We start from the raw sequence: 1,248 nt of genomic DNA on the forward strand, positions 1-1,248 counted from the left end.
TGATCTGACTCCATAAAAGTAGACACCTTTTTGGAGTCAGTAATCATGAAAGTAAAACCATATCGTAAACATTCGCTCGAATTTAAAATAAAAGTCGTTCAAGAGTCGTTAGACACCACAGATACAGTTAAGATGGTCGCGAATAAATACGGAATTCATCCTGACATGCTATCAAGTTGGAGAAGTCATATGACCTCGAAGAAGAAAACAGCAAAGCCATTAAAGAACCAAGGCCCTGACAAGTCATACACAGATTTAGAACGCCAAATTCGCAAGCTTGAGAAGCAACTCGAAGATGCTCAGTTGGAGAATGACGTTTTAAAAAAGGCGAAGGTCTACTTCGACAGCCTAAAAGAATAAGGTTCGAATATATCCACAAGGTCACAGATGCCAAACGCACAGTGAAGAAGTTATGCAGTTGGTTATCTGTGTCGCCGGCTGGGTATTATAAATGGTTAAAGCAATTACCTAGCACACGCCATAAAGAGAACAGTTCGTTACTTAAGTTTCTAAAGCACATTAGCGACCAGGAGCACTGTATCCCTGGCTATAGAAAACTATGGGAGGCAGCGGTAGCACATGGTTTTGATTGCAGTAAAGGGCGTGTGCAGAGACTTTTACAAAGCGTTGGCTATCGTTCAAAATCAGGTAAGAGACGCTATACAAGTCGCGCGAAGAAAGAAGGTACAATCAAAGCGAGTAACTTACTACGACGCCAGTTTAATGTGAAGACAGCAAATACTGTGTGGGTATCAGACATCACACAAGTACGCTGTAAAGATGGTTGGCAGTATTTGTGCGTCATCCTTGATTTGTATTCTCGTAAGGTTGTTGGCTGGGTAACAAGCCGGATAAACAACGCCGAGTTAGTTATTAAAACACTGAGAAAAGCATGGTCAGCACGCAAACCTGATGGTTCGAACTTGCTCTTTCATTCAGACCAAGGAGCTCAGTATGTCGCAAAGGAAACAGTGAAGTGGTTAACTAATAGAGGTGTCACAGTGAGTATGTCTAGAAAAGGTAACTGCTGGGATAACGCATGCTCAGAAAGCTTCTTCGCGCAGTATAAAAAGGAGTGGATAAAGAACTTAAATGAACTGAGTCGTAGTGAAATGACAACACAAACGTATTTTTATATTGAAAAATACTACAACTCAGTAAGAAGGCATGGCACCCTAGGGTATAAAAGTCCCATGCAGTACGAACAAATTAATTAAACCCCGTGTCTACTTTATCGGGGTCAGATCA

At 41.3% G+C, this 1,248-nt stretch carries 1 protein-coding gene; it reads left to right on the plus strand.

Annotation, left to right across the window (positions count from 1 at the left end; genetic code table 11):
• The first annotated feature begins 45 nt into the window (after positions 1-45).
• Positions 46-1,217 (plus strand): IS3 family transposase gene (locus ACSFVZ_RS20450; protein WP_435559515.1). Its coding sequence is split into 2 segments (ribosomal slippage): positions 46-319 and positions 319-1,217, totalling 1,173 coding nucleotides; the frame shifts between segments, so codons are not numbered across the junction.
• Positions 1,218-1,248: the final 31 nt, after the last annotated feature.

It is taken from the genome of Pseudoalteromonas nanhaiensis (assembly GCF_051235485.1).
Taxonomy (GTDB): Bacteria; Pseudomonadota; Gammaproteobacteria; order Enterobacterales; family Alteromonadaceae; genus Pseudoalteromonas; species Pseudoalteromonas lipolytica_C.